24 protein-coding genes and 1 pseudogene are annotated in these 25,298 nt (G+C 44.8%); 4 read left to right on the top strand and 21 right to left on the bottom strand.

Annotated features, from left to right (window positions below; translation table 11 throughout):
• Positions 1-56: 56 nt before the first annotated feature.
• From KH172YL63_RS09640 to KH172YL63_RS09630, 3 genes are all read right to left on the bottom strand, one after another.
• Positions 57-1,508, bottom strand: coding sequence for a PAS domain S-box protein (locus tag KH172YL63_RS09640; protein WP_173105899.1), 1,452 nt, complete (start codon positions 1,506-1,508; stop codon positions 57-59).
• A gap of 24 nt (positions 1,509-1,532) precedes the next feature.
• Positions 1,533-3,698, bottom strand: coding sequence for a DNA topoisomerase III (locus tag KH172YL63_RS09635; protein WP_173105898.1), 2,166 nt, complete (start codon positions 3,696-3,698; stop codon positions 1,533-1,535).
• Between the two features lie 207 nt (positions 3,699-3,905).
• Positions 3,906-5,006 (bottom strand): M24 family metallopeptidase, encoded by a 1,101-nt coding sequence (locus KH172YL63_RS09630; RefSeq protein ID WP_173105897.1) that lies wholly within the window; start codon positions 5,004-5,006, stop codon positions 3,906-3,908.
• Positions 5,007-5,243: 237 nt separating this feature from the next.
• Here KH172YL63_RS09630 and KH172YL63_RS21595 point away from each other — a divergent pair, with 237 nt between their 5' ends.
• Complete coding sequence (locus KH172YL63_RS21595) at positions 5,244-5,339, top strand: putative holin-like toxin (protein WP_232066165.1); 96 nt, start codon at positions 5,244-5,246, stop codon at positions 5,337-5,339.
• A 200-nt stretch (positions 5,340-5,539) separates the two neighbouring features.
• On the opposite strand, the gene KH172YL63_RS09625 is transcribed toward KH172YL63_RS21595, so the two are convergent.
• The 11 genes and pseudogenes from KH172YL63_RS09625 to KH172YL63_RS09575 form a co-directional block, all read right to left on the bottom strand.
• On the bottom strand, positions 5,540-5,983 hold the full coding sequence (locus tag KH172YL63_RS09625; protein WP_173105896.1) for a DUF4064 domain-containing protein: 444 nt from the start codon (positions 5,981-5,983) through the stop codon (positions 5,540-5,542).
• A gap of 507 nt (positions 5,984-6,490) precedes the next feature.
• Positions 6,491-7,036, bottom strand: a complete 546-nt coding sequence (locus tag KH172YL63_RS09620) for a hypothetical protein (protein WP_173105895.1) — start codon at positions 7,034-7,036, stop codon at positions 6,491-6,493.
• Between the two features lie 104 nt (positions 7,037-7,140).
• The gene (locus KH172YL63_RS09615) at positions 7,141-8,805 is read right to left on the bottom strand and encodes a glycerol-3-phosphate dehydrogenase/oxidase (protein WP_173105894.1); all 1,665 of its coding nucleotides are present in this window, start codon (positions 8,803-8,805) and stop codon (positions 7,141-7,143) included.
• Positions 8,806-8,987: 182 nt separating this feature from the next.
• Complete coding sequence (glpK, locus tag KH172YL63_RS09610) at positions 8,988-10,478, bottom strand: glycerol kinase GlpK (RefSeq protein ID WP_173105893.1); 1,491 nt, start codon at positions 10,476-10,478, stop codon at positions 8,988-8,990.
• Between the two features lie 18 nt (positions 10,479-10,496).
• The gene (locus KH172YL63_RS09605; RefSeq protein ID WP_173105892.1) at positions 10,497-11,327 is read right to left on the bottom strand and encodes an MIP/aquaporin family protein; all 831 of its coding nucleotides are present in this window, start codon (positions 11,325-11,327) and stop codon (positions 10,497-10,499) included.
• A gap of 284 nt (positions 11,328-11,611) precedes the next feature.
• Entirely contained in the window at positions 11,612-12,169 is a 558-nt protein-coding gene (locus tag KH172YL63_RS09600; RefSeq protein ID WP_173105891.1) for a glycerol-3-phosphate responsive antiterminator, read from the bottom strand.
• 141 nt (positions 12,170-12,310) lie between these two features.
• On the bottom strand, positions 12,311-13,081 hold the full coding sequence (locus KH172YL63_RS09595; RefSeq protein WP_173105890.1) for a DeoR/GlpR family DNA-binding transcription regulator: 771 nt from the start codon (positions 13,079-13,081) through the stop codon (positions 12,311-12,313).
• A 94-nt stretch (positions 13,082-13,175) separates the two neighbouring features.
• Positions 13,176-13,571, bottom strand: a complete 396-nt coding sequence (locus tag KH172YL63_RS09590; protein WP_232066189.1) for an NUDIX domain-containing protein — start codon at positions 13,569-13,571, stop codon at positions 13,176-13,178.
• A 69-nt stretch (positions 13,572-13,640) separates the two neighbouring features.
• Positions 13,641-14,150 (bottom strand): annotated as a pseudogene (locus KH172YL63_RS09585) (GNAT family N-acetyltransferase); the annotation flags it as partial.
• Between the two features lie 33 nt (positions 14,151-14,183).
• Positions 14,184-15,425: an aminopeptidase gene (locus KH172YL63_RS09580; RefSeq protein WP_173105889.1), complete on the bottom strand. Its 1,242-nt coding sequence runs from the start codon at positions 15,423-15,425 to the stop codon at positions 14,184-14,186.
• Positions 15,412-15,867 (bottom strand): HIT family protein, encoded by a 456-nt coding sequence (locus tag KH172YL63_RS09575; protein ID WP_173105888.1) that lies wholly within the window; start codon positions 15,865-15,867, stop codon positions 15,412-15,414. The genes KH172YL63_RS09580 and KH172YL63_RS09575 overlap by 14 nt, the downstream gene beginning before the upstream one ends.
• Before the next feature lie 121 nt (positions 15,868-15,988).
• Here KH172YL63_RS09575 and KH172YL63_RS09570 point away from each other — a divergent pair, with 121 nt between their 5' ends.
• Positions 15,989-16,492, top strand: a complete 504-nt coding sequence (locus KH172YL63_RS09570) for a GNAT family N-acetyltransferase (protein ID WP_173105887.1) — start codon at positions 15,989-15,991, stop codon at positions 16,490-16,492.
• A gap of 271 nt (positions 16,493-16,763) precedes the next feature.
• Here KH172YL63_RS09570 and KH172YL63_RS09565 read toward each other — a convergent pair whose 3' ends face one another.
• From KH172YL63_RS09565 to KH172YL63_RS09550, 4 genes are all read right to left on the bottom strand, one after another.
• Positions 16,764-17,795, bottom strand: a complete 1,032-nt coding sequence (locus KH172YL63_RS09565) for a serine hydrolase domain-containing protein (RefSeq protein WP_173105886.1) — start codon at positions 17,793-17,795, stop codon at positions 16,764-16,766.
• A complete protein-coding gene (locus KH172YL63_RS09560; protein ID WP_173105885.1) occupies positions 17,792-18,337 on the bottom strand; it encodes a GNAT family N-acetyltransferase in 546 nt (181 codons plus the stop codon). The genes KH172YL63_RS09565 and KH172YL63_RS09560 overlap by 4 nt, the downstream gene beginning before the upstream one ends.
• A 25-nt stretch (positions 18,338-18,362) precedes the next feature.
• On the bottom strand, positions 18,363-19,265 hold the full coding sequence (locus tag KH172YL63_RS09555) for an alpha/beta hydrolase (protein ID WP_173105884.1): 903 nt from the start codon (positions 19,263-19,265) through the stop codon (positions 18,363-18,365).
• 75 nt (positions 19,266-19,340) lie between these two features.
• Positions 19,341-20,357 (bottom strand): S66 family peptidase, encoded by a 1,017-nt coding sequence (locus KH172YL63_RS09550; protein WP_173105883.1) that lies wholly within the window; start codon positions 20,355-20,357, stop codon positions 19,341-19,343.
• A 175-nt stretch (positions 20,358-20,532) separates the two neighbouring features.
• On the opposite strand from KH172YL63_RS09550, the gene KH172YL63_RS09545 reads away from it, so the two are divergent.
• Complete coding sequence (locus KH172YL63_RS09545; RefSeq protein ID WP_173105882.1) at positions 20,533-21,843, top strand: D-alanyl-D-alanine carboxypeptidase family protein; 1,311 nt, start codon at positions 20,533-20,535, stop codon at positions 21,841-21,843.
• Positions 21,844-21,942: 99 nt separating this feature from the next.
• Entirely contained in the window at positions 21,943-22,335 is a 393-nt protein-coding gene (locus KH172YL63_RS09540; protein ID WP_173105881.1) for an SET domain-containing protein, read from the top strand.
• Positions 22,336-22,412: 77 nt separating this feature from the next.
• Here the strand turns inward: KH172YL63_RS09540 and KH172YL63_RS09535 are convergent, their stop codons facing one another.
• The 3 genes from KH172YL63_RS09535 to KH172YL63_RS09525 all read right to left on the bottom strand — a co-directional run bounded on the left by KH172YL63_RS09535 (position 22,413) and on the right by KH172YL63_RS09525 (position 25,253).
• Entirely contained in the window at positions 22,413-23,333 is a 921-nt protein-coding gene (locus tag KH172YL63_RS09535) for a hypothetical protein (RefSeq protein ID WP_173105880.1), read from the bottom strand.
• Positions 23,334-23,517: 184 nt separating this feature from the next.
• A complete protein-coding gene (locus tag KH172YL63_RS09530) occupies positions 23,518-24,789 on the bottom strand; it encodes a hemolysin family protein (protein WP_173105879.1) in 1,272 nt (423 codons plus the stop codon).
• A 41-nt stretch (positions 24,790-24,830) separates the two neighbouring features.
• Positions 24,831-25,253, bottom strand: a complete 423-nt coding sequence (locus KH172YL63_RS09525; RefSeq protein ID WP_173105878.1) for a MerR family transcriptional regulator — start codon at positions 25,251-25,253, stop codon at positions 24,831-24,833.
• Between the last annotated feature and the right edge of the window lie 45 nt (positions 25,254-25,298).

Below are 25,298 nucleotides of genomic sequence, written 5' to 3'. Positions count from 1 at the left end.
TTTTTTCGTATGACAAGCAGGTTAAAGAAATTCAACAAAAGAGCTGACGGATTCCGTCAGCTCTTTTGTTGGATTCTTGTTGAAGGAGAGTATTCTTCATATAAAGGAAGTTTGATCCTCACTTCCGTACCAGATCCGGTCTTTGATAGATATGAAATACGACCTCCATGATTTTCAATGATTTTATGGGAAATAAGCAAGCCGAGGCCTGTTCCTTTTTCCTTCGTAGAATAGAAAGGTTCTCCAAGGTGAGGCATGATGGCTTCCGGGACCCCACAGCCGTCATCTTTAATGATGGTATGAAGGAAGGATGACTCCCATTCAAAATTAATGGAAATGCTACCCCCGTGTTCGACAGCATCCAGCGCATTCTGCAGAATATTAAAAAGGACCTGCTTCAGCCCATTTGTACTTCCCAAGACGGCTGTGTGTGAAGAAACATCAGGTAAATGGATATTCCCTCCCTTCGAGGAAATATCGGAATCGAGAATTGTCAGGACTTCCTTCACCAATTCCCTGATATCCACACATTCATTCAACCCTTCGTGCGGTTTAGAAAGATGCAGAAAATCAGTGATGATGCTTTCAACTCTGCTGATTTCATTTATGACCACACGTACATATTCTTCATTATATTGCTTCTTATCGTTGCATAATTGAAGAAAGCCTTTGATTGGTGTAAGGGGATTCCGTATTTCATGGGCAACGGCAGCTGCCATTTGACCAAGCAAAGCTAATTTTTCGGACTTCTTGATTTGATCCTCCACTTTCAGTCTTTCATCAATGTTCCTTGAAACGGATACAATGTTGGCAACTTGATCCGTCTGATGGTCTACGACCGCCTTCACTACACTTTCAAACCAGCAGTATTCCCCTGATTTACGTCTTGCCCGATAAGTCATCACCACAGGTATATTGTCATTTTTCATCTGATTGAACCACTCTTCAGTAAGTGGTACATCATCTGGATGGATGAACTCATTCGGGTGTTTACCGATCAATTCATCGGGGTGGAAACCGAGGGTCGAATGAATGGATGGCGATAAGTAAACATAATGTCCATCATGGTCGTGAAGATTGATCACATCCGAAGAATTTTCTGCCAGGAGCCGGTATCTATCTTCGCTTTGCTGTTTCTTCATTTCCACTTGCTTCTTCTCCGTAATATCAATGACCTGGACCAAGATGTAAGGAATCCCTTTGTCCTGGATGAGGGAGACATGCAAATCTCCTGTTTTGATTGAGCCGTCCTGACAAATATATCTCTTTTCAAGCTGATATTCTTCCCGGTCACCGTTCACGAGCTGCTGCAGGTAATCTTTGTTGACGGCGTAATCCTGTATGTGTGAAATATCCTGTAATGTCTTAGTTGTCCAATCCTCTTCGGAATAGCCGAGAAACTTTATGAAAGCAGGATTATACATGATTTGTTTTTCATCTGTCGTCATGATCAATTGAGGAACCCTGGATTGATAAAAAACACCCTTGAACACACTTCCTGCTAACATGGAGAGCACCACCTTAAGATAATGTTATACCAGATCGAATTGAAACTGAATTTTTTGCTGCGTGCGATCCCAGCTGAGGTACGCTGAAAATTCTTTCTCACCCTTCTTGAATCCATCAATCCGATCGGATTTTCCTTCTGATAAGACTTTTTTCACGACTGCCTGGGTGATCCTTTTTTGAAGTATGGTTTTGGATATCGTAAAGCTGCATTTCGATTTTTGGTAATTGGCGCAACCATAGAACTTCCCTTTGTCAATCACCTTGCCACCGCACTTCAGGCATGCACCAAGGCTCGTTTTGGATGCTCTTTTCCCTTTCTTACCCGCAGGTCTCTGGATGGATCCTGTATCAAGGTCTGAGAAACTCCAGGTCTTGGATTCTTCCAGGGCGCTCGCTACCAGTCTTTCATTTAACACTTTTACTTTTTCCATGAAATCCGGGGCTGAAGCTTGTCCCTTCCCTATTTTCTGCAGGCGCTGTTCCCATTTTGCCGTCATCTCGGCAGATGCAAGGACATTATCCCCTATCGCCCTGATGAGAACCTTCGCTTTGTCTGTCGGGTATACGATATTTTTTTGGATATCAATATATTGCCGGTCCTTGAGCATTGTGATGATTCCTGCCCTGGTCGCTTCGGTCCCGAGACCTTCTGTTTTCTTCAATACTTTCTCTAATTCATCATTGTCCATGTATTTCCCGGCGGTTTTCATCAAGGTGATAAGCTGTCCTTCCGTATATCGTTTCGGGGGCTGTGTCTTGCCTTCCTTGATATCAATCTTCTTTACGATTCCGGAATCATTTTCTTTTACCGGCGGGAGTAACGGTTCGTCTTCTTTTTCATCCGTCTGGATAAGAACCTGTCTCCAGCCTTCCTGCAGAATCTGCTTCCCTTTGGAAATAAATTCAGCCCGTCCGTCGACAAGGGTCTTGATCGTCGTATAATTGATCACCGCTTTATCATGATGGGCAGCGATGAATCGTTTTACGACTACGTCATAGATTTTCTTTTCATCAGGTGATAATGAGGCAGGATCCGTCACCTGCTCGGTCGGTATGATCGCATAGTGATCTGAAACCTTCGCATCATTCACAAACCTTTTATTATTCATCAAGCTTTCATTCGGGGTTGGGATCCACTTGTTGTATGGGCTGAATTCTTTCAGCTTTCCGAGAATTTCCGGAAAAGTTTCTGCTTCCCCCTTCGTCACATATTGTGAATCTGACCTTGGATAGGATACAATTCCTTTTTGATAAAGCTTTTGGAGGGTATCCAAGGTTTTCTTCGGGGAAAACTTATACATTTTATTTATGGTCGATTGAAGGGCGGAAAGGTTGAACAGCAATGGTGGTGCAAATTCTTTTCGCTCGGTTTTCATTTCTGCAACCCCGGCAGGCTTGCTTTCACAGAATGAGGCGATCTTTTCGGCAAGTTCCCGGGAATTGATTCTGCTCTCTCCGTCCTTTTCCCACGTTCCTTCATAAATATGATCATCCATTTTAAAGCTTGCCTTCACTTCCCAAAAAGGCTCGCTCTTGAAACGGTCGATTTCTTCATCCCTTTTTACAATGAGCGCAAGCGTCGGGGTCTGTACCCTGCCGGCCGAAAACACATCCGACATGCCCTGTTGTTTAAGCAGGATACTGTATACACGGGAGGCATTCATCCCGACAAGCCAATCGGCACAAGCCCGTGAATAAGCTTCAAAATAAAGAGGTCTCATTTCCGCTTCTTCCCGCAAACCTTCGAAGCCTGCTACGATGCTTTTTTCAGTAAGGGATGAAATCCACAATCTCTTCATCGGCTTTTGTACCTTGCTCATGGAAATGATATTCCGGATGATCAATTCCCCTTCACGCCCGGCATCTCCGGCATGGATGATTTCTGTGACTTCTTTCTTATGTAAAAGCTCTTTTATGACCGAAAATTGTTTGGCTTTTGCCCGCTGCAATTCATATTGAAATCTATGAGGGATGAGAGGAAGGTCCTCCAGCGTCCATTTCTTCCATTTACTATCATATTTCTCAGGTGCCTGAAGTTGAAAAAGATGGCCGACTGCCCACGTGATGTATGCACCTTTCGGAAACACGGCGTTTGGATGGATTTCAATGTACCCTTGCCTCTTTCGGTGGGAAAACGGTTTTGCAAGAGTGGCTCCCTGGTCGGGTTTCTCTGCTATTACAACTTTCATAACATTCTCCTGTTCTACTTTTCTTATATTATATCACGTTTCACAGAACTCTTGTTCTATACTTTTGACCTAAGTACCTAGCATGAAACAAAAAAGGTGTTACAAATTATATATTTCATTTGTAACACCTTCTGTGATTGATTTTATGATGATCATACCTTGCTTGTTGCCCAACAAACTAACGGCAAGGCGTTTCGCTTACCGTCCTCACCCGATGATTTGAAGCTCTTTCGGGAACTTGGTTAATGTAACGTGACCATCAGCCGTGATCAGGACGTCATCTTCTATTCTCACTCCTCCGATTTCAGGCACATAGATACCCGGTTCGATTGTATAGGTCATTCCTTCTTTCAGGATGCCATCATTCAGGTGGCTCATCGAAGGGAATTCATGTACGTTGATTCCGAGTCCGTGTCCGATCCGGTGAGGGAAGTAGTCACCATATCCTGCATCTGTGATGATATCCCGTGCGATTTGATCAAGGTCACCGATCCGGTTACCCGGCTTACTTGCTTCGAGGGAAGCAAGTTCCGCTTTAAGGACTGTATTGTAAATTTCCTTTTGTTTATCAGAAACTGATTTATACGCAAATGTCCGCGTAATGTCGGATGTATAGCCTTCGAGTACGACCCCCAGGTCAAATAGTACGAAGTCACCGGCTCTCAGCTTGCGATCACCTGGATTACCATGGGGATCACCTGCTTTTTCTCCGAAGAGCACCATCGTAGAAAAAGACATTTCCCGGATGCCCTTCTTCTTTAATTCATACTCAATCTTCGCAAGGACTTCCATTTCGGTGACGCCTTCTTCCAGGGCAGCTACACCCACTTCAACCCCATAATCGGCCATTTCGGCAGCTCGGCGCATGATTTCGAGCTCGGTTTCGTCCTTTACAACACGCATTTCATTCAGCTTATCTTCGACGTTCACCACTTGTGGAGAATCGAACTTGCTTAAGAAGCTCTGTGCCCTTCCGTAAGTGACAACTTCATTCTCAAAGCATACTTTCGCTCCCTTGATGCCCTTAGCTTCAATCGCCTGCTGAATGAAATCCCATGGGTTTTCATGATCGGAGTACCCAATCACTTCAAAATCCCATCCAGCATCCTTCACTTGCCGGGCCTCCATTCCAGGTACCACGACAAATGGATCTGCATCAGGGAATACAAATAATCCCATAAGGCGTTCATGTGGATCTGTATGAAAATTTGTCAGATAAAATACGTTTTCAGTGGAGTTGATGAAGGCAGCATCGATGCTTTCTTCCTGTAACCAGCTTCTTAATACTTCCAATCGTTGTTTCGTCATATGTTCCTCCTTGAATTCGTGTTGTTATGTAATCGTTTCATAAGAGCATATCCATGCTAACATATTTTGAGCAGAGTTGAAAACAATCCCTGCGTACAGGCTGCCGCTGCCCCCATGAGCCTCGGAATCCTACCTCTTACCTATAAGAAACCTTCTTGGCATGTGGTATAATTTGGTGTATACAGTGAATGTAGGGTGGGAGTGGCCACTTCCTGACAGAAGGAGGTGGTGCTTATAGTGACGACGTATGAGGCACTGACGCTGATGATCACATTCGGCTCATTGATTGTCTCCATCATTGCCATAGTTATTTCAAACGAAAAAAAGAAATAACCCCACCCTCATGAAGCGCCTGAACGTTAAAGGGTAGAGTTATATTCCTTTCTCTATTGGGCCACTGCTTTCCTTGCAGTTTGCTGTGTAGCAGGAGACATCGGTTGCCGCCAATGTCTTCTGTTTTTTAATTCTGTTCTACTTTTAAGATAGTATAAATCCAAGCAGAAATCAAGGTGAAGACAAGCTGAAATTGCTTATTAATAAACCGTCTCAACTTTTTTAGGCTTGCGGGCAAATGCCATGATGCCGGCGATCAGGAATAATAGGCCTGGTATGAATCCAGCACCGAATGTCCCGATACCGATGACAAGTGATGCAAGGATGAACATGATCCCGGACAGTATAGGCTTTCTGTTTTTCACAATCGTGAAGACGGCAACAAGGCCCAGTATCGAAGCGATTACGCCAAGTACGATAAGATATGGTCCCATTGATCCAATCATATCTATCATTGCATTCATTTCCTCTGTTGTCATGCCTGCTGACTGCATATTCGGGTCGTTACCCATTTCTTCTTCCATTGCGTTCTTGACTTCAGGATCGTCCATCAACACGTTGACGACTATACCCGCGATAGAAAATAATGCGGAAAACACAATGCCAATGATCCCCATCACGACTTCTCCAGTACGTTTCACCATTCTATTCTCTCCTTTATATGTATAGTGTAAAACATTTTTCCAATTCTAGGATAGCACGTTTCGCTTCTTTCTCATATAGAATTCGGTAAGGATTTGATATTTTAGAATACTCTTTGCACAGTCACAATAACAAGGTGGTTATTATAAGCTTGATCAGGTTCTGCAGAGCTGCAGTTAACATGCAAAGCTGAGGATTTTCCGACTTCCCATGATGAACCAGCTTCTCTCTTCCTTCATTCCCCTTAAGGCCTTGCATAAACGTCCTCGATCAACACAGCATACTGAATGCTCCATTTGAATCTATACAAAAAAAGGCCCGGCTCCATCCCATTGAAGCCGGGCCTTTCAAACGAGGAGTCATGTCAATTTCTACTTCATAATGTACATGATGCTGATTCCATCTACAAATCCACTCAGAAGCAATATCCTGTTCTCTCAGTCGATAAACGGCTGTATTATCCCAATAAGGTCCCATTTCATCCAATCGTATAATTGTAGGCATAGTACTCATTTCTCCGGTGTGGATGCGACAATCTTTCCATCCTCCCGATAATAATTCACCAAGGGAACATGCCCCCGCTCCCCGCCGTCTTCCACTTGAAGAAAGTAGTTCTGTGCCAGGAGTCTGACCTTCCTGGATTCATTTCCCCTTCTATAAGAAAAGAAATCTGCCCCTATACTCTCCCTGTCCCCGTATACAAAAAAGGCATTTTCACCAATTGAACCAGCACCGACAGCATGCTGAGGGGAATGAACAATATGCTTTAACTGATAGAGAGGGATTTTTTTCATTTTTTCATATTGGGCTACCCCGATGCCAGCTTTACTCTTATAGAGGATCAAGTATTGATAATCGATTTTCTTTGTCATTTTTATGTGGATTTCTTCATTGAATTCATTCAGGAACACCTTCTCAAGGTGCGCTGATATCTCACTTTCCTTCGTCACCTTGGCTCTTCTTTCATCGCTATAAAAAAGAACGACCATCAAAAAGAATGTAAGAGTAATGAGGATGAGTAGTAAACCTTTTTTATCTTGATAAACACTTTTCAATAAGCAACCCCCTCCAGTATAATCATTCTCTAATTTTACCATATCCTTCCGTTTCTTCGAGAAAATAAAAAAACGACAGAAACTATCTTCTGCCGTTTTCTCCATTATGCTTGAAGGTCGACCGGGACGACTGCATTCACCAGTTCTTTCTCCAATTCTTTTCTGTATTGTTGTTCCTGATCCTCTGTCCATTTTAATAACTTAGACATGGTAACAATCACAGGTTCCTTCCATTTTTCAACCCATTCCCGGTCAAAGAATAAGGCGCCTGTACGTCTAATAAAGAAGTCCACAGGGCTCATGGCCATCTCTTCCTGGATGGAGTAGATCAATTGTGCATATAATGCTGCCGGGATCGCTTTTTCGTCCCCGGTCCCGGAATAGGCATGTGCAAGTTTGAAAAGCTGATCAACATTTGACCCATACATGGATGCAAGCTTCCTGCCCTCTGCTTCCGTCAGACCGTACTGGACAGCTTCTCCTGCCTTCTGCTCAATGAATGCCTGGAAATTTTCAGAGCCTCCAACATGACCGCCTGAGATCGGCATATACTTGGTGGATGAAGATGGGAATTTTTGTTTATTCTCTTCTTTTAATCGTTTTGAAACAAGATCAACGACTGTTTCCCCCATCTTCCGGTACCCGGTCAGTTTACCGCCTGCAATGGTGATGAGGCCGCTTTCCGCTTCCCATATTTCATCTTTACGGGATATTTCGGAAGGATCTTTCCCTTTTTCAAAAATCAGCGGTCTGACACCTGCCCAGCTTGATTCAACATCTTCTGCCGTAACAGAAACCTCCGGGAACATATAATGGATCGCATTCAGGATATATTCCCTGTCTTCAGACGTCATATGAGGCGCTGATTTATCTTGTTCAAAGACCGTATCGGTTGTACCAACGTACGCTTTCCCTTCACGGGGGATGGCAAATACCATCCGGCCATCCGGTGTATCGAAATATACAGCTTGCTTGAGCGGGAATTTGCTTTGATCTATCACAAGATGGACACCTTTTGTAAGCCGGAGCTGTTTGTCATTTGTGCTGTAATCCTTACCCCGGACATCATCCACCCAAGGACCTGCTGCATTGACGATTTTTGAACCGCGGATTTCAATCGTTTCTCCTGATACGAGATCTTCCGCTTCAATGCCTACCACTTTTCGATCACTGTATAGGAAACGTTGTGATTTCGTATAATTAAGTACCGTTGCTCCGTGGGCAACTGCTTCTTTCATCACTTCAATTGTTAATCTGGCATCATCCGTGCGGTATTCTACATAATAACCTCCGCCTTTTAGGCCTTCCTTCTTCACGAGGGGTTCCTTTGAAAGGGTCTCGGATGCAGAAAGCATTGACCGTCTTTCGCTTTTCTTGACACCTGCCAGATAGTCATACACTTTCAATCCGATCGATGTACTGAAGGATCCGAAGCTGCCCCCTTTATGCAATGGTAGCAACATCCATTCCGGGGTGGTGACGTGTGGACCGTTTTCATACACAATTTCCCGTTCTTTCCCTACTTCAGCCACCATCTTCACTTCGAACTGCTTAAGGTATCGCAGGCCCCCGTGTACCAGTTTTGTTGACCGGCTGGAGGTTCCTGCTGCGAAATCCTGCATTTCCACTAGGGCTACCTTCATGCCCCGCTTGGATGCATCAAGTGCGATTCCGGCGCCGGTGATCCCTCCTCCGATAATGATTAAATCAAATTGAGTTTGAGATAATGTATGTTTCACTTCTTGTCTTGCAGTGCTTGAAAATGTCATCGTCTGTTCCTCCTAAGATCAATAAAGTGTCTTTACTCCCTCTATACTTGTATAACCATAAAAAAAGAGACCGAAACAAACATTATGGATATATGTCCACAATGTGTGCTTGGTCTCTCTTACTCTCTAACCGAAATATTAACTTGTTGTCATTGTATCATATGCTTGATTGAAATAAAAGTTTATTTAAACGCCATTGCAGCTTTCACTGCTTTTTTCCAGCCGCTGTATAACTCTTCACGAGTGTCTTCTGCCATTTCCGGCTCAAATTGTTTATCTTTGTTCCACTGTTGGGAAATTTCTTTACGGTCTTCCCAGAAACCGACGGCAAGTCCAGCTAAATAGGCCGCGCCAAGTGCAGTCGTTTCATTTACTTCAGGACGCTCCACGGGTACAGAGAGCAGATCGCTTTGGAACTGCATCAGGAAATCATTTTTCACTGCTCCTCCGTCCACCCTCAATGTCTTGAGGGAAATGCCTGAATCAGCTTCCATTGCCGTCAGCACATCCTTCGTTTGATACGCGAGTGATTCAAGCGTCGCCCTTACAAAATGTTCTTTCGACGTCCCCCTCGTCAAACCGAATACTGCTCCCCGTACATCACTGTCCCAGTAAGGGGTCCCAAGGCCGACGAATGCCGGGACAACATATACACCGTCTGTAGAGTCGACTCTTTCCGCATAGCTTTGACTGTCTTTGGCATCCTTCAGCATCCGGAGACCGTCACGGAGCCACTGGATGGCAGAACCGGCAACGAAGATGCTTCCTTCAAGGGCATATTCCACTTTACCGTCGATCCCCCATGCCAGAGTCGTCAGTAAACCGTTCTCAGACTTTACGGCTTTTTCACCGGTGTTCATCAACATGAAACAGCCCGTTCCATACGTATTCTTTGCCATCCCCTCTTCATAACAGGCCTGTCCAAACAAGGCGGCCTGCTGATCCCCTGCCGCTCCGGCAATCGGAATCTCTCTTCCGAAGAAATGATACGGAACCGTCTTCCCATAAACTTCTGATGAGGGACGGACCTCCGGAAGCATGCTTGCAGGCACCCCGAGGATGTCAAGAAGCTCTTCATCCCATTTCAGCTCATGGATGTTATACATCAGCGTACGGGACGCATTGGAGTAATCTGTCACATGGGAAGCCCCGCCTGACATTTTCCAGATCAACCAAGTATCAATTGTCCCGAACAATAATTTGCCTGCGTCCGCCTTTTCCCTTGCGCCTTCAATATTATCAAGGATCCATTTCACTTTCGTCCCTGAAAAGTATGCATCAATCAATAAACCTGTTTTATCCCTGAATGTATCATGAAGTCCCTGGCCTTTTAATTCATCACAGATACCGGCAGTCTGCCTTGATTGCCAAACGATTGCATTGTAAACCGGCTCACCTGTCTCTTTATCCCATACAACTGTCGTTTCACGCTGGTTGGTGATGCCGATTCCTTCAATTTGTTCCGGCTTTATGCTTGTCTCAGATAAAACGCTTGCAATAACCGCCAAAATGGAACCCCAGATTTCATTCGCATTATGCTCTACCCAGCCCGGTTTCGGAAAATGCTGCGTGAATTCCTTTTGAGCAGAATGAACGATTTCCCCTTTTTTATTAAAAAGGATCGCTCTCGAGCTTGTTGTTCCCTGATCCAATGATAAAATATACGTTTCCATCAATAACCCCTCCAAAAATTAGTTTTCAGTTGATAATTTATGCACTTTTTGTGCCAGGGAGTTCTTTCTGTCACTGGCGTATGCAAGTCCCAGCACCCCGAGTGTAACCACGAGGACCACCCAGAAGCTTGTCGTGACTTGTCCAATGAAAACCGCTTTATAGAACACGCCGCCAAATGACCCTCCTACTACCGGGCCTACAACCGGAATCCATGAGTAGCCCCAGTTAGAAGGACCTTTCCCTGGAATCGGAAGGAGGAAGTGAGCGATGCGCGGCCCAAGATCACGGGCCGGATTAATCGCGTATCCCGTCGTTCCCCCAAGAGAGATTCCGATCGCGATAATCAGAAACCCGACAATGAATGGATTTAATCCGTCAGTAAACGTATTCGCCCCAATTGACAATAATCCTACAACAAGTACAAAAGTTCCAATGATTTCACTCAATAAATTAGAGAAATAATGGGGAATCGCAGGGCCCGTCGCAAAAACCCCCAATTTCACCCCTGGATCATCCGTTGCATGCCAGTGGGGTAAAAAGTGAAGATAAATGACCGCAGCACCGATCATCGCACCGATCATTTGTCCAAGAATGTACACTGGCACATCCCCCCATGGAAAATCGCCGTTAAAGGCTAGCCCCAATGAGACCGCCGGATTCAAATGTGCCCCGCTGAACTTACCGACTGCATATACACTCATCGCGACGCCAAGGCCCCAACCAAATGTAATGACCATCCAACCTGCGTTATAAGCGAACGATTTCTTTAAATTGACATTCGCACAGACCCCTGCACCGAAAATGATGAGCAGTGCTGTTCCTACCACTTCTCCTAAAAAAGCATTCATCCTACATCCCTCATTTCATTGATTTGGCAAATATCCGGTGGGAAATGAATGACCAGGTAAAGAACAAATGATCAGGATGTCACCAACCTCTATATGCTCATTTACCCGATTGTAATCATTCATAACCGTGGACTCCGGATCAAATAAAAATAGAAAGACTCACGGAATACCCCACCTATCAGGGGGCAATTCACGTGAGTCTCTAACTCTCTTTCACAACGTATTAACTTGGAACTAATGTTAACCCGAAGTGAAAGCGTTGTCAATATCATATTCTGATTTTATCAACAATCAAAATGTTTCCATAACACCCGGTCTGAGGTGGTGATTGCTTTCGCGCCTGCTGAAATGGCCGCTTCCACTTCTTCAACAGTGTCGATCAAACCGCCCGCAAAAATGGGTTTGCCGGTTTTCTCGGCAATTTCACTGATGATTTTCGGAATGACCCCTGGCAGTACCTCAATGAAATCCGGATCTGTTTTCCGGATGAGTTCGATGCCGCGGTTCATTGCGCTAGAATCGATCACAAACATCCTTTGTGTCGCAAATACGCCCTTTTGCCTTGCTTTTTTAATCACATTTCCTTTGGTCGAAATGATTCCATACGGTTTGATTTCCTGACAAATATATTCCGTTGCATACTCGTCACTGGACAGCCCATTGATGAGATCCATATGAAGAAACATCTTTCGGTTCTCATTCCGGGCATATTCAAAAACGCTTTTCAACATCCCGACGTGAAGATCGAGAAACACACCGTATTGAAACGAAGTGTCGAGCATTTTATCAAAATCCTTCATCGACCGGATAGCAGGTAGTATTTTTTGGCCTTCAAAGCTCACTTTCTTTCCCTCCGTCATTCATTTTCATATGTAAAGTTTTCACAAGGAGAAATTATAACATAATTCGAATAGCTCTCCTTCATATTACCACAATATGGAATGGATAGACTGCATCCTTTATTAAAACTTACATACGCAGTTTTACTCATGAACTATAGCCGTGATTGTTTCCACCCCTTCTAATCGGAGCATTGAGATTTCCTCTGCTTCCGCTTTTTCATCCGTGATGATGAGGTCCAATTTTGACAGGGGCATCATGTCCGCGAATAGGTCCGACCCGATTTTGGTATGTTCAATCAGTGCAATGACGATTTTCGAATGCTGAGCGATCGTCCTGTGAAAAACCGCCACTTCGGGAGTGGCGGTGCAGAGCCCCCTCAATGTTAACCCGCCGGCTGTCAGGAATGCCCGGTCAAAGGTGAATTGACCGGCGAATTCATTCGCCAAACCGTCAGTCATATTACCCGACTTCTTCATCCTCCCGCCAATGAGATAGGTTTGAATAAGGTCATAGTCCCTTAAACGATAGGCGATTTCAACCGAATTGGTGACCACCGTAAAAGACATTTTACTAGGGAGGTATGTCAGCATGACAGCATGAATGCCTGCCCCTCCGATAAAGACCGTTTCATTTTCCTGTATGCAGGCCGCCGCTTCCCTTGCGATCCCGTGTTGAAAAGGGGTGCCTTCACCATATCGGTCGGCACTTTCCCGGGGCTTCTTCTGAACTTTCGGATGCAGGATGGCTCCTCCATGGGTGCGTTTCAATAATCCATCCCTTTCCATGAAAGTTAAATCACGACGAATGGAATCGATCGATACTGCGAATTCCTCCGCCAGGTCTTTAGCGAGGACCCTGCCATCCCTCTCCGCCTTTTCAAATATTTTCTCACGTCTTTCTTCTGTAAACATAGTATCCCCCCCGTATCTTTCATCACCATGTCATACAACAGCCGGCACTATCCCTGCCATGGCCGGTGCCCATAAAAAAGGAACACACTGATTGTCAACGTGTCCCTCTCAAAAAGATTTGAATCAATTTTTCATCAATTGAATCGACGATCCCGATTTCTTCTTTTCCGTCCCATAACATGATCCGGCTTGTTTCATCGTTTTCAACAAATGGCTGCAGTGCTGTTATTTCAGTCGAAAAAACTGGATTAAATTGAATTTCTCCGGAACTTCTCTTGATTTTCATTAAGCCTTTGAACTCTAGGTGATCCACCTTTTGTCCTGTTTCTTCATACAGCTCACGGATCGCACAAGCAAGAGCTGTCTCCTGATTCTCCCTTTTCCCGGCAGGAAGCTCCCACTGCTGACGCAGCGAATGATAGCAAAGAAGTACTTTTTCATTTTGAAAAACAAAAGAAAATGAGCCCGCAATGGGTCCATAGTGATCCATATCACTTTCTGAGAGTGGAATGAATGCCATCCATTCACGCCCCATACTATTCTTTGCGGTCTCATACGTTTTTACCCAATAACGGAGGATGACATTCCCGTCTTCCTCGACGAAATCTTCGGTCCTTTTGCCGTTTTCACCCATGATTGTGCGTTTTGAAGCTTCATTCCACGCATCGCAGACAATCAGTACTTCTTCCATTCCCATTTCATGCACTTTCTGTAGGGTCAAACGAAGCAATTCCCTTGCGTATCCCTTTCTTCTTTCAGAGGGCCTGATTCCATATCCGATGTGTCCGCCATTTCGTAATAGCTGATTCGTCAAGGAGTGGCGGATATTCACCACCCCGAGAATCCGGCCAGAGTCTGTGACAAGCCAGTAGGTGGAGTGGGGAACCTGCCCGGCAGAGGGCTTTTGACCATCAAGCAAGAACTGAACCAGCTCTTTGAATTCACTGGGATCTTTCTTGCTCACCCACGGCACCATATCCTCACCGCTTGCTTTCCATTCAGCATAGTACTCGTAATACTCTTTTTCCAAACGGACTGTGGGCTTTATCAGCTTTATCCCTTCCCCCACGTTGCCACTCCCTTTCTTTCAGCTAAATGCAGGTTAAATGGCCCAATTTCCATTCCTGAAGATGGCAACCCTGCTTCCATCTTCACAGACGCCGTCGATGTTCATATGCTCTGACCCGATCATGAAGTCCTCATGAACCACGCTGTCATTCAGCCCTTTTTCTTCCCGCTCTTCATCAGTTAAGGTTTTGCCATCCTTTATACATGTAGGGTAGGAAGAGCCGATGGCCAAATGATTTGATGCATTTTCATCAAATAACGTCTGAAAGAAGAGGACACCTGAATCTGAAATCGGCGAGTGATGAGGCACCAGTGCAACTTCTCCCAGGTAGGAAGCTCCTTCATCTGTATCAATCAGTTTCTTCAAGAGATCTTCTCCTTCCCCTGCTGTAACTTCTGTGATCTGCCCGTCAACGAATGTCAAAGTGAAGTCGTCAATGACGTTCCCGCTGTATGCGAGTGGTTTCGTGTTCGTTACGACACCGTTGACTCCCGTCTTCACCGGGACTGTATATACTTCCTCCGTCGGCATATTGGCAATGAAACGAGCACCTTGAGGGGTTTTACTGGCACCCGTCAGCCATAAATGATCTTCATGAAGGTCCACTTTGAGGTCCGTCCCTTCAGATTGGTAATGAAGGCTCCGAAGCTTTAGGGAATTAAGCTGGGACGCCCTGTTGGTCAAGGTTTGGATATGGGATTGCCATGCGGCGATCGGATCTTTTTGATCGATGCGCACGGATGTGAAAATCCGGTCCCATAGACGGTCGATGCGATCTGATTCAGGAAGGTCTGGAAACACTTTATCGGCCCACTTCTTTGAAGGTATGGCGACGACCGACCAGCTGATCTGATCCTCTTCGATCGCTTCATAAAAGCGATCGAGCGCATCCCCTGTTGCCCTTTCGTAGTTCAGGATCCTGTCCGGGTCGATGCCCTTGAGCAGGTCGGGATCATTGGCTTCAATCTGAAGAAATGCCCCGTTGACATCCACCACCCATTCATGGGCAGCTGCCAGCCAGCTTGGAAATTCGTAGAAAGCATCAAACGGTGCCATTTCGTAATGTGTCCGGAGAATTTCTTCATCGGTCCATTGAACATGTACCGTCCTTGCTCCCGCAGCATATGCCTCTTTCACCACCAGCCGAACGAAATCTTCGGAACCAAGCTGTGCAGAAATCCACAAAGGCTGATCAGGCTGCACATTGACTCCGACTTTCACTGCCAGTTCGGCATATTTCTTCATTTTTTCATGCAAATCTTTATGTATAGTCATTGTATGGCTCCTCTTCCAGCATTGTATTGATGCAGTTCTTCATCTTTTCATGCGTTTCTTTCAGTGTTTCAAAAGGTTCGATTATTTCGCCATTCCCGTAAAACAATTCACCAAAAAGCGCTTCTTCCTCATTTCTTGGGACCACATGCATATGATAATGATTTAAATCACTGAATACGCCTCCATTTTGGCAAATCGTGATGCCTTTCGGTTCATATAAAGTGTGAATCACACGTGATATGAGCTGTGAAGCTTTCATGATTGATAAACTTTCAGCGTCAGTGAATTCGGTCACTTCCTCTTTATGCTTCTTTGGAAGGATCAGCGTATGCCCAGGATGATGGGGGATGTGGTCGAGGATGCAGGTGATATATTGATCCTCATATATGACGTAAACATTCTCTTTCTCATGGGCAAGACTGCAGCCTAAGCAATTCTTCATTCCGTTCCCTCCCATAATCCGGTGAAATAAAGGGTTTCCCTTATTTATGTCGAACATTGTTGTTTAGATCATATAATGTTTCCCCTATCATATCATGGAAGTGAAAGAAGGTCAGAAAATAATGGAAATTAAATTGTTGGATGTCAGTCATGCAGAGGCATACTGGGCGCTTCGCCTCCAAATGTTGCAGGATAGCCCGGCGAGCTTTGCAGGCAGCTATGAAGAAGCGATCAAACGTCCAGATCCCATCGGTACCGTTTCTAAAAGATTACAAGATCCGGAAAGTCATACATTTGGCTGTTGGTTTCATGGACAATTAGCCGGGACAGTGACCCTGGTCCGGGAAGCCCCACTAAAAATGCGCCATAAAGCATCCGTTTATGCCATGTATGTAAGCCCTGCATATCGTGGAAAAGGTGTTGCCAGGAAGCTGATGGATGCAGCCATCGCTTTATCTAAAGAAATCGAAGGCATCGAACAGCTGTCCATAACAGTCGTAACGAGCAATGAAAGTGCAAGGGGTCTATACCTGTCATGCGGATTCAAGCCGTATGGTACAGAAAAGAGAGCAATGAAATATAATGATGAATACTTTGATGAAGAGCTGATGGTATTATTTTTATAAGGGTGTTGGAAACATTGTTGCTTTTAAACCTTTAGACAAGCGAGATACGGTTGATTGCAGCGTGGGATGGTTCCTTCCTGATCCTACCTGCGCCTTTCAAAAACCTGAAAACCGCTGAACATCTTTCAGAAAGAACAATAAAAAATCCGAATGCGGTCGACTTTTGTACTGAATGTCGAATGTTCATTCGGATTTTTATTCGTTTTGAGAACGATTATATACGCCATGCCTGATTTCTCGATCATTTTTCAATTACAAAAGCCGTCCCCTGTCAAGAGATACCCGGGGCTGAAAACAGGTCCGCCACTTTATTGCTGAACTCACGGAGGTAGTGTAGATATCCTTCCCCGCCATAGTTGTACCTCTTATTGTACATTTTTGCGACAACGACACCCATTGATGGAATTACCAGTATCGTGGGGCCGGTGACGCCCAATATTTGATAAGAACCCTTTGGCACCCGCTCCCCTATTTCACTCCGTTCACGGGGCAGATCTTGGACGTACCAGAAAAGACCGTTGTCTGGGAGCGCCGGATCGTTGCAGCGCACATTCTGAATCGATGTTGCAAGCTTGATTACTTCCACCGGTACGATTTGTCTTCCGTGCATCCTGCCTTCGTTCAGGTGCAGTTCTCCCCACAGGGCAAGTTCCCGGGCGGAAACGAAAAGATTTCTGTCGCTTCCATCGGCAGTACTTCCAAGGCCCGACAAAGAAGGTTGATCCCACTCATCGATGATGTCTACAAGATGATCGGTTTTCTCTGTCCTCCAGCCGGTTTCTTTGAATTCCATCTGACTAAATACCCTTTCTTCAAGGAGACTTGGAAAATCAATTCCGTATAACCTTTGAATCAGTATGGTCAGGAGTTCAACTCCGATATTATGATAAGCCCAGCCCGTGCCGGCTTTGAATTGCCTGTAAATGGTTCCACTTTCATCTCTATCAAGGCCGTGTGAATGAGTCGCAAGATGACGGATGGTTGTATCCCTCATGACATCCCTGTCCAATTCCGGAAGAAACTTGAGGATAGGTTCGTCAAGGTGATGGATATGACGATCATAAAGGGCGAATGCAATAGCAAGTCCTAAATAACTCTTGCGGGCTGAGGCGATATTGAATTGAGAGCTTGCAGTGACAGGTCGTGCATGCGGGTCATGGGAATGATTGCCGCTGTAATGCTCCAGCAGAACTTCTCCGTCTTTCACAATATATAGGGCAGAAGCTGAACTTTTATTTTTCCTTTTTATGTCTTCCACCCATGTAATCAGATCTGAAAAAGCACGAGATTTTTCGCCGATCATGCAGTTTCCCACTCCTTCGCAAGCATTCCATAGACAACGTGATCAACATAGCGATCATGGATTTGTTCCTTTTGCCTGAGTTTCCCTTCTTCTTTGAAACCAAGCCTTTCAGGGATTGCACGACTGCGATGGTTGAATTCTGCCGCTCTTATTTCGATTCTATTCAATTTAAGCGTCTTGAATCCATATTGAATCAATTCCCTGGTCACGGTGGTCATGATCCCCTTCCCCTGGTACCCTTCTCCAAGCCAATAGCCGATGGATGCCGCCTGATTGGACCAGTCCAGTTCATTGAAACCTGCAACACCCACTAATTCATCGCGGAAAATGATTCCCGCCGTCAAACTATTGTACTGTGCAAAACCGAGACGGGTTCCTTTGATGAACTCCCTTGAGTCTTCCGGAGCCTTAGTCCCCGCCACCCATGGCAGCCATTGCTGCAAATATTGGCGGGAACCGTCTATAAGTTCGTACATCCTTTCAGCATCCCGTTCTTCAAGTAAGCGTAATGCTAACTCTTCATTAATCCGATATGTAAACACGTTCAGCCCACCCCTTCACTCTTCATCATCTTTCCATTACATAATCCTTTACTACATCTCTAAACCTGTCTGCTTCTTCATAGTGAGGCGTATGGCCGCTGTGCCGGAAGTGTATGACCTCACCATTTCTTGCATCCCTTTTAAAGCATGAGATATGTTCAGCACATGTAACCGGATCATATTCGCCTGTTAAAAGCAGCATAGGGTTTTCGATGTGTTTCAATGAGTCTAATAAACTGTTGAAAATAAAGCCCTCCTCCCGTAACAGCACGTAATGATGATCGGACCGGTCATAGTAACGATCCCACTCTTCATCCGTATACATCAGGTGATAATCGGTCGGGTTGTCAAAGCAATGGGTATAGATTTCCATCCTGTTTTCCCCCAATTCATCACTTAGCTTCATATAGGTTTCAGTGAATTCCCTGGGGGACATTTCCTTTTCAACTAAACGCAGCGCTTCCTCCTTAAGCTTGGGCATATCATATTTCCCAAACAGGTCAGCCGTTTTCTTGAGAAGCCCTTTTGAAGTCAGTGCAAAGTCGAATGTAGGGCATTCGAAAATAACTTTTTGGATGCTTTCAGGATATTTCTGTACATATGCGAGTGCCAGGAAACCACCAAAGGAATGACCAAGTACAGACCATTTTTCGATCCCCAGTTCTTCCTTAAGTGCTTCACAGTCTTCTATCAAATCGTCAAAGCCAAAAGCTTCCCCTTCCATGATTGCTTCTGAACGGCATACGCCCCTCTGGTCGATGGCGACAAGAAAGAGGCTGTCGGCTAAGCGTTCACGCTGATGGAAAGTAAAGTCATAACAGCTTTCCCCAGGTCCGCCGTGTAAATAAAGCAGTGCAGGGTGAAGATTTGAGCCGTATGTTTCGACATGAATTCCCTTACCTCGGACTTTCATGATGTTTGCTTTCATAGTACATAGCTCCTTTTCGATATATTCGTAGATAGCAAGGAACAATTGCTGGATACTTAGTATGTTCGAAATCATTTATTTGAAAATTTGTTTCAACCTGCCTTCTCCGTCTTTCACCTCCACGCAGCCGTATGATCCATTGATGAAGGTCAGCTGAGGGGGCTGATGCCCACAATCGATATCGTAAAGGACGGGAATGTTTAATTCTTCCTGGAGCTCTGCATACACATCCTCAACTGTGTAATCCCCAACCGTATGATTGGCTGCACTTCTTCCGAACATGATCCCCGAAGCCTGGTCGAACCAACCTGCGAGCTTCATTTGTACCAGCGTCCTCCTGAGATCCGCACTCGATAACTCACAATTCTCTAAGTACCAAAGAATTCTTTCGTTATCCGTATGGATGTTCACAAAATCCTCTATATCCCCGTATGGAGTGCCGATCAGATGCCGGATGACATCGATGCAGCCGCCTAGCAGTCTTCCCTCTACTTGAACAGCTGAATCCCCGACCGCTTTCCAATGAGTTGGTTCGGTTAAATGAAATACAACGGGTGAAGGACTTTCATGGTCCCACGCTTTTTGAAACTGCGGGGAAGAATATTGTGTAACGGAAGCGCCTTCCTTTGTAGAAAGGACATTCTCCCATTCTGCCGTCGTCTGGTCACTATGCTCCCCTCTCAGATCGACGAGATTCGTTCCGTGGGCAGTGATGGCGATCCCTGTTTTTAATGTGACTGCAAGCAATAGCACACTAATATCAGAATATCCCAGGATCCATTTAGGCTTAATAAGATCAAAATCGATGTGGTCCAATATTTCAACGAGCAGCTGACCGCCCCATGGCGGAATAATCAAAGATATATTGTCATCCTGAAGCATGTGATTTAACTCGGCTGCCCTCTTATTTGCGGGTGCTGATTTTGCCTTTCTTTGAGTCCACACCGTTTCTCCGCATTTGATTTCATATCCCTTTTTCTCCATAGAGAGGATGGCTTCCTTAAGGATGCCATGCAATTCATCCGGCACGCCCGAAGAGGGGGCGGTAACACCGACCATTGCATCTTTTTTTAATATTGGATAAGTGATCATGTGATTTCCTCCCCAGACAATTTAGACTATTCTAACAGAACACACTTTCTATAACAAGAATTTTTTACCATTTATGATGTTTGAATTCCATTTGAACAGCCCGTTATGGGATGTTGAGGCGAATGTATGGTAAAATAATTTAGTTGTCTATCAATGGCTTTATGGAGGTACAGAATTGAAAAAGAAAAGTATGAAGCAAAGCTTGTCGGTTGTCATGTTATCTCTACTTGCCATGTCTTCCGTTCAACAAACGGCTCACGGAAAAACAAAACCTGACATCCATGCTGATGCTGCAATCCTGGTGGAAGCAGATACTGGAAAGATCGTTTACAGTGAACATGAAGATGAGATGCTGGGGATTGCCAGCATGACGAAAATGATGACTGAATATCTTGTGTTAGAAGCCATCGAAGAAGGAAAAATCAATTGGGAGCAAAAGTATAAAGTGAGCGAGAAAGTCTATCAGCTCGCCAATGCCCCCGGACTAAGCAATGTCCCCTTAAGAGCCGGTGAAGAGTATACGGTGAGAGAATTATATGACGCCATGGTCATTAAATCGGGGAACGGTGCCGCAATCGCCCTCTCTGAAGTGGTGGCAGGTTCCGAAGGGGAATTTGTCAAGAAGATGAATCGGAAAGCAGAGGAACTGGGATTTGAGCATTATCAGTTTGTGAATGCGTCAGGTCTGAGTAATTACGATATGCTCGGGATGTTCCCCGAAGGGACAAAAGTGACTGATGAAAACATGGTGTCGGCGGAAGATATGGCCACACTGGCCTATTATCTCATCCATGACTTCCCTGAAGTACTCGAGACGTCCAGCTTGTCTTCAAAGGTATTCAGGCCGGGAACGAATGAAGAACTGGTGATGAAAAACACGAACGGTCTCTTAAAAGGGAAATCCTATTATTATCAGGGAGCAGACGGCCTGAAAACGGGCACGACCCCATTTGCAGGCTCGACTTTCACCGGGACGGCCATGCGGGATGGCGTCCGGTATATTTCCGTCATATTGGATGCCAAGGATGATGACGGGGAACCGAGCAGCCGGGAAAGATTTCTTCAAACGAAAGAGCTGCTTGATTATGGATTCAACGAGTTCAAAACCGTCAAGTATGGGTTGGAATCTCTTGATAAAAATAATCATAAACTGCCGGTACCGGACGGGGTGAAGCAGGAAATAAGCTTGAAAGTAGACAAGCCTCTTTCCATCAGGCTTGGAAAACAGGAGGCAGCCAGCGTCAAAACGAATCTGAAAATGGATCCTGACAAAGTCGATGAAGAAGGCTCGCTAAAAGCACCGATAGAAAAAGGTGAAAAAATCGGGGAACTGGTCATCGACATTCCGGTGGCGGAAGAATACATTTTTGATAAAAAAGAAACTTCATATAAGTTGGATGTCTACGCTGCAGAAACAGTAGAAAAAGCAAGCTGGTTCGTTCGCAGTGCCCGTGGAATCCAGGATTTCTTCGAGAATATATTTTAAACCCCCGTATAAATATGATTTACCATGATTTCCGGTTGCTTTTCTTACCTTTTCGTGTCAAGCTTACTAAGTTAGAGGATTTAGAAAGAAGGTGGCATAATGATCGAAGTAAAAATTTCATCTCTCAGCGATGGTGACTTGAATCGCGGCGTTTTTGCTAAAAGAGATATTGCAAAAGGTGAGCTGGTTCATGAAGCACCAGTCATCCCTTATCCAAATGAAGAGCATGAACATATCGAGAAGACTTTCCTGGCGGATTATGTATTCGAATATGGAATCAACCACACCGCCCTTTTACTAGGATACGGCATGCTGTTTAACCACTCATATACACCGAATACGGTTTATGACATTAATTTTGACAACCACACTTTCGACTTTTATGCATACACAGACATCAAAGCCGGCGAAGAGTTGCTCATTAACTATAATGGAGAAGTGGATAATGACGAGCCACTTTGGTTCAATAAAGATAAAAACGAGGAAGAATAATTCGTTCAGATAAAAAGCGCTGAGGGAATGACCGCACAAGAAAGGGAGGAGTGTTGACAATACAACACTCCTCCCTTTTATGTTCCCCTGCTTTTCTTCCGGTATATGACACATACGAGATCAGGTTGGTTCCACGCGGATAACACTTCTTCAACCGACAGGAGCTGCCAAGGATTGAACATTGTCTGTCCATGCTTGTTAAAGACATAATCAGGGGTAAGGACGTATGCTGCATGCACCGCTGTCCTGTCTTGAGTGTACCAGACCAGGACATCCCCTCGCCTTGGGTGCTTCGAATCGGTTGAATGATAGCCTTCGTTATGAAGTATTCCCATAAATTCTACGCTCATCATCCATTGATCCTTATATGTACGGTTGCCGGATAGTGCTGTTGCAACAGCGGCCAAGCAGTTAGGTCCATTCTCGAGGGGGAATGCATCAATCATATCCCGAAGATGAGGGGTGGCCAGGAAAATCTCATTCACATCTTCTTCAGACATTGTTGCCTTACGTGACCTGTCCTTTATCCACATTGCGCAATAGTTTAACAGAAACGAGTGTTGGGCCCTCTTAGGAAGCGATTCCCACAGCAGGCGGTGCAGGAGGATGACTTCTTCCCCTGAATCGAGGATCGTGACCGGTGTATCCAGCCTTTCGGTACCGAGCCATTCATAAAGCTCATCTTTTTTGAAGACCAGCCCCCTGCCCAGCTCCCACTGCTTCTTTAGGATTTGATCCTTCAGTTCCTGCTGTAACACTGCAAAGCTCTCCGGCTCCATCTTAGTGAAGAAGCGGGCCCTTTCACTTATTGCCCACGTGCAATATGAAGTACGGATATCAAGAGGCACATCCCGCAGGTAATCAAGAGATGCTGTCTCCTCCATTGCGCCGATCCCCTCGATTTCCTCATCAAAATAAAACCACTCCACCTCAGGGACCAGCCTCTCCCCCCAAGAGCGCAAAACCTCCTCACCTACCCGATAACCATGTATATCCAAACCGAACATCCCCTCTATAAGACTTGGAGGGACGGACCTCGAGAAATGATATGCTTCCCGGAAAGAATCCTGCAAACAGCAGGTTCAATTTGCGAAAGGTACCTTTTTTCGAGGTCCGTCCCTCCAGCTTCGCTCCAAATTTGTGTAAAAAAATAACAGGCGACTAAGCCTGTTATTTCATTTGTCACTGAATGATTTCTTCTCTTTTTTCTTCAAGTATTTCCACTTTGATGGTACGTACGCGGCGGTTATCGACTTCTTCTACGCTGACTTTTAAGTTTTCGTAATCGAAGCTGTCCCCTTCTGAAGGCAGGTCTTCAAAGCTTTCGACGACCCAACCGCCAAGTGTATGGTACGAACTTTCAGGTTCCGGTACGTCAAGTAGTTCAGTGAATTCGTCCAACTGATATTGAGAATCGAATGTGTACTCCTTATCACTGATCTTTTTCATCGAATGGGTTTTTTCATCTTGTTCATCCCAAATTTCACCGACGATTTCTTCCAGGATATCCTCAAGGGTGATGATTCCTGTCGTCCCCCCAAATTCATCTACCACAATGGCCATATGCACATTGTTCTTTTGAAGTTTTGTGAGCAGAGATGAAATCTTTGCAGATTCGAAGATGAACATCGGTTCACGGATCAATTCCCGGACGTTCACTTCACCAAATTTAATCAAGTGAGTGAAAAACTCCTTCTCAGAAAGAATTCCGATAATATTGTCGATATGGTCTTCATATACCGGAATACGGGAAAATCGTTCTTCGAAGAACATTTCTTTGATTTCTTCGATCGATTGATTGACCTCTACGGCCTTCACATCTATACGGGGAGTCAGGACCTCTGTTGCAAGGATTTCGTCAAAGTCCATCGAACGATGGATCAGTTCTCTTTCCTCTTTATCTATGACTCCTTCTTCTTCACTAATATCAAGCATTACTTTTAGCTCTTCCTCTGTCACAGACGGCATCTCGAAATCTTTTGAGAAGAATTTCGAAACAAGCTCTTTCAGTTTAATGAAGAAAAAGTTGATCGGCGTCAAAAGCTTGATCAAGAAAAACAGCACGCCGGATATGATCAGGGAATAGGATTCTGCATTTTCCTTTGCCAATGATTTAGGCAGGATCTCCCCAAAAATGAGGATCAGCAACGTCATGACAAATGTGCTGATGACAAGCCCCGTATTTCCTCCAAAAATATCTGTCGCAAGCTTTGCTGAAATACTCGCTGCCGCGATGTTCACAATATTGTTACCTACCAATATCGTGGACAGGGCTTTATCAAAGTTTTCAGCAATGTAATGCGCTTTTACGCTTCCTCTTCTTCCTTCACTCAAAAAATTCTTCAGCCTGATTTTATTCACGCTGGAATAAGCGGTTTCCGCTGATGAGAAAAAGGCGGATAAAAGTATCAATGCCCCTAGTAATACTAATGAATTCAGTGGTATATCGTCCAAAAAAAAGTCACTCTCCTGTAGTTGATTATCTATTATGCTGGCTAACCAGAAAAAACCATTAATGTCTGAAATAAGGCCAGGGCCTGCGGCGATACCTGTTTGATCATGCGTTTTCTCTCGTCTTCTCCGAGCGTATCCATCGCCTGAAGGACTTCATGTAATTCATCGTGCAGATGATTCATTTCGTTCCGGATATGATTCACTTGCTTTTCAAGTACGGATTGATCCACCTTTTCAGACTTCATCAGCACCAACCGGTCTTTGATTTCGCTGAGTGTCATATTCATCTGCTGACACTGTTCAATCAGCTTCAAGTCATCAAGGGCGTCTTCTTGATAATACCGGTAATTATTCCGGGAACGGTCGCATGTCAACAGTCCCATTTTCGTATAATAATCAATCGTCCGCTTGGACACTTGACTGCAAGTCGCAAGTTCCCCTATTCGATACAATTTCCCAAGCATATCACCTCTAGAGTAGTATACTGCATTTCACGGTAACCGTACAGT

This window comes from Bacillus sp. KH172YL63 (assembly GCF_011398925.1).
GTDB lineage: Bacteria > Bacillota > Bacilli > Bacillales > Bacillaceae_B > Rossellomorea.
Note: the sequence above shows the minus strand (reverse complement) of the source record. Positions and strands in the feature narration are given on the sequence as shown.